We start from the raw sequence: 6,982 nt of genomic DNA, 5'->3' as shown, positions 1-6,982 counted from the left end.
AGGGACACCTGAAAGCAGAACCGCCCCCATCCCCCGGAAACAGCCCCAAATCTTTGCTCCCCACACTCACTTTATCTCTGTCTCTTCTGCTGAAAATATGCTATACTAACCACCAACACTAACTCCGCCCAACATTTACACAATAAACTGCCAAAGTATACAACACTCATACCAATTCAAAAACGTATTCCCTCAGTTCATTACCTACAGGAACAAAACGCCCTTACAACCTGCGCGCAGTTCCGGGGAAGCCGGACGGCTTTATGCTTTGCCGTTGTCCTGTCCCGTCCCCGCCGGGGCGTCCCTGCTGTGTCTGTCCGGGGGAGCGGGTGTTTTCAGATGCCTTTGAAGATTTGGAGCCGTTTCTTAAAGCGGAAGGAAACCGCTTAACCCGCCAATGCAGCATTGTCTGAGGAGCCTGCGACGAGTTCATGCTGCAATCAGGGACGTCCAAGCGGTTTCCTTCCGCTTTTAGAAACGGCCCAAATCTGAAAGGCAGCAGAAAACACCCGCCCCCCGGACAGACACAGCAGGGACACCCCGGTGGGGACGGGACAGGACAACGACGAAGCCATAAAGCCGTCCGGCTTCCCCGGAACTGCCCACTACCTAAATTTTTAACATTTTTTTTAATGAAACGCAAACTTTTTTGTTCCCCGGGCAGTCTAACAGATGTAAAGGGACGAAAACAAGACTTTTAGAAAGAAGGTGGGGCACATGAGCCAACATTTAAGCAAGAAACAATTCGCACAGCATATGGAAAACAACAAGGCAAAATTTTACCGTCTCGCTTTCTGTTATGTCAAAAACGAGCACGATGCCCTGGAAATTATATCAGAGGCTACCTACAAAGGCTTTATAAACCTGGGCAAACTGGAAAATCCTGAATTTTTTGATACCTGGATGAGCCGTATCATCATCAATTGTGCTTATGATCTTTTGAAAAAACAGAAAAAATACGAATTCATCGTACCGGATGATACCCTTCCTGCCCGGGAAGAGGATTTATCCGTTGACGACCGCCTTGATCTTTACCAGGCGCTGAACACTTTGCAGCCGGATGAAAGAACGCTGATTATCCTGAAGTACTTCGAAGACCGGAGCTTCCGTGAAATCGCCGAAACCCTGAAGCTGCCTGAAAGCACCGTGAAAACACGTCTGTACCGCATCATCGGCAAGCTGAAAAGCGCCGTATCGGTCTGACTCATTTAAGAAAGGAGATGCTGTTATGAATAAAGGAAAAGAAAGCTATAACAATATACCCCTTCCCGATTCCCTTTCCGCTTCCATTCAGAAGGGGCTGGACCGGGGAAAGAGATATACGGAAAAAAAATGGATTACAGGCTTCGGTTCTCTGGCGGCCGCCTGCCTGTGTATCGTGGTTCTCTTCCGCATACTTCCGTTTTCCGGAAGCAATAATACCCAGACACCCGACACGCCTATGGCCGCACGTTCCCAAGACACCCCGGTGACTCCCCAGGCCTTTTCCGATGAGAAACCCGTGGAGACCCAGGCAGCGGAAGTCTATCGGATTCCCTGCCGCCAGACAACAGACACCGATACACAGGTTCCCGTCTATAAAATGGAAGAAAAGCTGGCCCCCCACCGTCTTGTTTTCACCCTGTATGATGTGCGTGATTTTGACTTTGATGCCCTCAGTGAAGAATTAATGGACTCCTCTCTGGTAAAAGATGTTTACCGCAGCATCCTGCTGGATGATTCCGCAGTCAGCTTTGTGGTGGAACTTTCCATTAATACGGCCTTTCAGCTGACGGAGCAAACGGCGGACGGCTATCTGGAGCTGAGCCTTTCTCCTGCAGACACTGCCGATGAAATCCGCGAGGTCTTCTATCTGTCCTCCGACGCGATGGCCGGCGGAGAGGAAACCGCGCTGCTGCAGGAATCCCTCGGCACTCTGGACAGCAGTCTGGTGAAGGCCCAGGACGGAAGCTTCTGTATTGTTTCCGGAGAATTTGAAACCAGTCAGGAGGCTGAAGAAATGCTTGAAAAGCTGGAAAAAGAAGGTCTGGAACCTGGTCTGCTCCATGTGGCGTCCGGAATGAGCGACGAAGCTCCTGTTGGAAATGCCATCGGCGATACAGCTGCCCTGCCCGAAACCACCATGCCTTCCTCCATCCAGGTATACGGCACAGTTACGGAAATCAACGGCAATCAGGTTATGCTGGAAAATGACAACCAGAATGATCCCTATTCCCGCATCGTCCTGAATATCAATGAGGATACCCTGATACTCACAGCCACAGACTGTATTCCTAAGAAGCTGAAGGATCTGAAGGTAGGCGAAACCCTTTACGCCTATGTCAGCCCTATGATGACAAGAAGCCTTCCTCCCATTTCCAATGCGGAGCTGGTTATCTGTCAGGTCCCTGAAGATATGGCTGCACCGACCTATGCCACTATCACCGAAATTACCTCCATGAATGACGGCACTCCCGCATATGTTACCGACCGGGACATCATCTACTTTATCGGTGAAAATACCGTCATTAAAACCCTGGACGGCAAAAAAGAACTGACAGCCGCCGACCTGACACCCGGCACCAAAGTCCTGGCCTGGTATCAGATAATGACCATGAGCATCCCTGCGCAGACCACACCGGATGAAATCCGGGTTCTGCCGTAATCATTTAAGCAAATACCCGGGGCATCTGCATCACCGCCCCGGGTATTTTTTCATTTTATAAAGATTTTATTATTCTTCAGCCTCTTTTGCCGCCTTCCTTACAAAATCCTCCAGAGCAAAGCTTCCCAAATCCCCATCCTCTCTGCTTCTTACGGATACCGTCTGGCTCTCCTCCTCCTTCTGGCCGACAATCAGCATATAAGGCACCTTTTCCATCTGTGCGCTCCTGATTTTATAGCCGATTTTTTCATCCCGGTTATCCATCTCACAGCGGATTCCCGCTGCCTTGAGCGACTGCAGGATATCTCCCGCATAACCGAAGAATTTTTCGGAAATCGGCAGTACCTTCACCTGCACCGGCGCCAGCCATAACGGGAATTTACCCGCATAATGCTCGATCAGAATACCGATGAAACGTTCAATGGAGCCATACACTACCCTGTGAATCATGATAGGACGATGCTTTTCCCCATCCGCCCCCATATACTCCGCCTCAAAACGCATGGGCAGCTGGAAATCAAGCTGAATCGTACCGCACTGCCAGGTTCTCCCCAGAGAATCCTCCAGATGGAAATCGATCTTGGGTCCGTAGAAAGCGCCGTCCCCCTCATTCACCACATATTCCATCCCGATTTCCTCCAGAGCCTTGCGCAGCCCTTGTGTTGCAAGCTCCCAGTCCTCGTCACTGCCGATGCTGTTTTCCGGACGTGTGGAAAGCTCTACGTGATAGATAAAGCCGAATTTGCTGTATACTTCATTGATCAGCCGCATAACGCCCTTGATTTCATCCGTAATCTGCTCCTGCGTCATAAAAATATGGGCATCATCCTGCGTAAAGCAGCGGACACGCATCAGGCCATGGAGCTGCCCTGATTTTTCATGCCTGTGCACAAGCCCCAGCTCGCCGATCCGCAGCGGCAAATCCCGATAGGATCTGGGCTGGGATTTGTATACCAGCATACCTCCCGGACAATTCATGGGCTTTACCGCAAACTCTTCCTCATCTATCTCGGTTGTATACATATTTTCCCGATAATGATCCCAATGCCCGGAAGTCTCCCAAAGCTTCTTATTCAAAAGAATGGGCGTGGATATCTCCTGATATCCTTCTCTTTCATGCAGCTTTCGCCAGTAATCAATCAGCGTATTCTTCAAAATCATGCCCTTGGGCAGGAAAAACGGGAAACCCGGGCCTTCTTCCATTAAAGTGAAGAGTCCCAGCTCTTTTCCCAGCTTCCTGTGATCCCTCTTCTTTGCTTCCTCAATTCTTGCCAGATGCGCTTCCAGCTGCTCCTTATCCGGGAAAGAGGTTCCATAAATACGCGTAAGCATCTTATTTTTCTCATTGCCTCTCCAGTAAGCGCCCGCCAGGCTGGTCAGCCGGAAGGCCTTCACATAGCCGGTATTGGAAAGATGAGGCCCTGCGCACAGATCCACAAAATCACCCTGCCTGAAAAAGCTGATGACTGCATCCTCCGGCAGATCCTCAATCAGCTCCACCTTGTAGCTTTCATTTCTCTCCTTCATCAGCGCAATCGCCTCTTCCCTGGGAAGGGTAAAACGTTCCATTGGCAGCCGTTCCTTCACAATCTTCTTCATTTCCTTTTCAATTGCCTTGAAATCGTCACTGGAAATAGGGCTGCTGAATTCAAAATCATAATAAAATCCGTCATCAATCGCAGGTCCGATTGCCAGCTTTGCATCCGGATACAGCTTCTTTACGGCCTGCGCCAATATGTGAGAAGTCGTATGACGGAAGGTCCTTGCCCCATCCCTGTCTTCAAAGCTCTGTTCGCCTAAGCTTCCATCCTTTAAAATAACATCCATTTTTCTCTTCTCCTTTTCTTTTATCTGCATTAAAAAACACCCTCAGAAAAAACAGCCATCGCTGCTTTTCCTAAGGGTGCAATAATTTTTCTTTTCCTAACGGCCACGGCCCGCACATCCTGAAGCACTTACTGAATATGCCTCCGCCGGTTCCGTTTCCCACTATCCTGCACGGTTCCACCTTAATTTTTCACTTCAGATTCTTTCAAACCCTAATCCTTAACGCGGATATACGTCCATATTTATCTCTGACCGGCATCTGCCCGGACAGCCTTCACATGGCGGCTCCGGAATGGTCTTCACCTTCTTCATTCGCAAAAGGGCTTTCAGCTGATGCCCTTCTCTCTGGTTACGCTGATGCAAGGCTACTCTTTCCTTCATTGCTTTTGTCTGTTTACCTGTATCTTAGCATTGTGTTTTTTCAAAGTCAACCACTTTTTTGGGCCGTTTTCAGCCATTCATCAAAATAATCCCGTATAATGGTAAACGGCGCCGGTCCCATATCCAGTATAAAGGTATGGAATGCCTTCTCATCAAATGCGGCTCCCAGCTTCTCCTCCGCCTCCGCGCGCATCCTCTCTATTTCCAGGCATCCCGCATAATACTGCAGATAATTGCCGGGATTGGCAATCAGGGCATCGTAGATTTCATTGACCGTATCCTCGTCCAGATTATAAATCTGCTGCAGAAAAGAAGCCGTTTCTTCCCGGTTCCAGCCTTCATAGTTGACTCTGATATCCAGCAGCGCATAAACCGCCTTTGTAACGGAGGAATCCCGCCTCATAAGCTCTCCCATCACGTTCCCCAGTCCATTGTCTTCAAACAGATAGGAGCGGTTTTCCACATAAGTGGCCCAGCCCTCCGAATATGCCGTAAAATTAAGCGCATGCCTTACCTCCGGAACTTCTCTGCCCAGGTAATAAACGTTCTGATACAAATGCCCCGGATAGCCCTCATGGGCCAGCACCGTCAGCACATCATAGCTGCCGCTCCCTCTGTTGATATAAATCACATTGTTCTGCGGCATATCCATGGGCGGTGTCAGGTAAAAGGCCGGGCTCATGCTGGCTTCCAGGCTCTCCGGAACATACTTGATCTGGTAGCCGTTTTCCGGCAGCGCAGGATATGCCTTTTCCACTTCTTTTTTCAAATACGTCAGCACTGTTTCCGGGTCATCGCTGAAAAAGCTTTCCTCCCACATCTCCTCCAGTCCGTCCGGATTATTATCCAACACTTCCACAATAGCATCCCAGTCCTTTTCCAGCTGCTCCTCTATCGCCTTGCGCAGATCGTTAACTGAGGAAAAAGAGGTATAAATGCTGCTGTCCACCAGATATTCATAGTATCTTCGTCCCTCTGGCAGATAATAAATACCCAGCTCGTTGGTTCCGCTGCCCCTGAGCTGTTTGAGTCCGGCATACAGCTCCTCATAGGCAGGCACAAAATGTGTTTCCAGCACTTCCAGATTCTTTTTTATATAATCCTCTTTCTCTTCCGGCGTCAGTTCAGGCATTTCCTCCAGCCGCTCCCGGAAGGACTGATCCATCAGACCGCCCTCCGGCGCCTCCATGTAAGGCTCGCAGGAGGCAAGCACCTGATCCGCCATGCGCGTCCCCATAAAAAGCCCTGCCTTCGCCTTTTCCTGCTCAAATTCGAGAATCTGCCGGTAATACTCGTCGATTTGCCCCAGAAGCTTCAGATAAGTATCCACGCTCTCTTTTCTGTAAAAATGATACTCCGCCAACAGTACAGGAAGCTCCGTCTGCATCCCGATAGTGGGGCTCAGCGGCTCAGCATACAGCTCCAGCCCTTTCCCCGCCTGTTCTTTTTCCAGAACCTCCTTCAGGATCTTATAGGTAAGAAGCCGTTCCCCGGTCAGATCCTTTTCCCGGATTCCCTTCAGCGCTTCCAGCAGCTGTTCGTCCAGCTCCTCTTCCGCCTTCTGATTTTCCAGTGAATAACTGCCGAAAACCGATTTTGCTTCCATAATCCCATAGGCCGAAGGATCCGCCAGCGTATAATTCAGCGTAAGCTCGTCCTGGGAAGCCAAATCAATAAACAGATCCCGTGTAAAGCTGTCAAATACGGCCGCCGTATCAGAACCGGCATCCCCGCCAATACCCACCGCCAGCGTATCGCACCCCGGCACCAGACATAAAATTAATAATACAAGGGAGAGAAACAAGGCTATATGCCTGTTTCCAAAATCTCTGTTTCCCTTTTGCCTCTCTCTTTGCATCTGCCTACTCCTTTTCAAGCTTTCCTTCCGATGAGCTTTTATACACAGCCATTCAGGCCCTTCCTGGCCGCCTTCCTCTTCTGCAGCAGCTGTTCAGTCCCCTCACTGCTGCCTTCTGTATTACTATACCGCCTTCTCTATGAAATGTATACCGCCAGGTAAAAAAGAATCTCGCTTGCGTAATTCTCCGCCTGCGTCGGGTCGCTTTAGCGGCATGATTCCTTTCCGCCGCAGTGCGATTCTCGCGGAACGTTTTTTATTCCATAGGAGTA

The 6,982-nt window shown here is 49.8% G+C and carries 4 protein-coding genes; 2 read left to right on the top strand and 2 right to left on the bottom strand.

Annotation, left to right across the window (positions count from 1 at the left end):
• The first annotated feature begins 717 nt into the window (after nt 1-717).
• Both HMPREF1548_RS03685 and HMPREF1548_RS03680 read left to right on the top strand, forming a co-directional pair.
• Nucleotides 718-1,203, top strand: coding sequence for a sigma-70 family RNA polymerase sigma factor (locus HMPREF1548_RS03685; RefSeq protein ID WP_021634413.1), 486 nt, complete (start codon nt 718-720; stop codon nt 1,201-1,203).
• 25 nt (nt 1,204-1,228) lie between these two features.
• Nucleotides 1,229-2,644: a hypothetical protein gene (locus tag HMPREF1548_RS03680; RefSeq protein ID WP_021634412.1), complete on the top strand. Its 1,416-nt coding sequence runs from the start codon at nt 1,229-1,231 to the stop codon at nt 2,642-2,644.
• A gap of 69 nt (nt 2,645-2,713) precedes the next feature.
• On the opposite strand, the gene thrS is transcribed toward HMPREF1548_RS03680, so the two are convergent.
• Nucleotides 2,714-4,471 carry a threonine--tRNA ligase gene (gene thrS, locus HMPREF1548_RS03675; protein ID WP_035320916.1) on the bottom strand — a complete coding sequence of 586 codons (1,758 nt, stop codon included), beginning with the start codon at nt 4,469-4,471 and terminating at the stop codon, nt 2,714-2,716.
• Between the two features lie 427 nt (nt 4,472-4,898).
• Nucleotides 4,899-6,710 (bottom strand): DUF885 domain-containing protein, encoded by a 1,812-nt coding sequence (locus tag HMPREF1548_RS03670; RefSeq protein WP_021634409.1) that lies wholly within the window; start codon nt 6,708-6,710, stop codon nt 4,899-4,901.
• Nucleotides 6,711-6,982: the final 272 nt, after the last annotated feature.

It is taken from the genome of Clostridium sp. KLE 1755, from assembly GCF_000466465.2.
Classification (GTDB): domain Bacteria; phylum Bacillota; class Clostridia; order Lachnospirales; family Lachnospiraceae; genus Eisenbergiella; species Eisenbergiella porci.
This window is presented reverse-complemented; position numbering and strand designations above follow the sequence as displayed.

Bases quoted from the DNA above. Each gene is read 5' to 3' on its own strand.
- HMPREF1548_RS03685 (WP_021634413.1), top strand. From the start codon at position 718: ATGAGCCAACATTTAAGCAAGAAACAATTCGCACAGCATATGGAAAAC.
- HMPREF1548_RS03670 (WP_021634409.1), bottom strand. From the start codon at position 6,710: ATGCAAAGAGAGAGGCAAAAGGGAAACAGAGATTTTGGAAACAGGCAT.
- HMPREF1548_RS03680 (WP_021634412.1), top strand. From the start codon at position 1,229: ATGAATAAAGGAAAAGAAAGCTATAACAATATACCCCTTCCCGATTCC.
- thrS (WP_035320916.1), bottom strand. From the start codon at position 4,471: ATGGATGTTATTTTAAAGGATGGAAGCTTAGGCGAACAGAGCTTTGAA.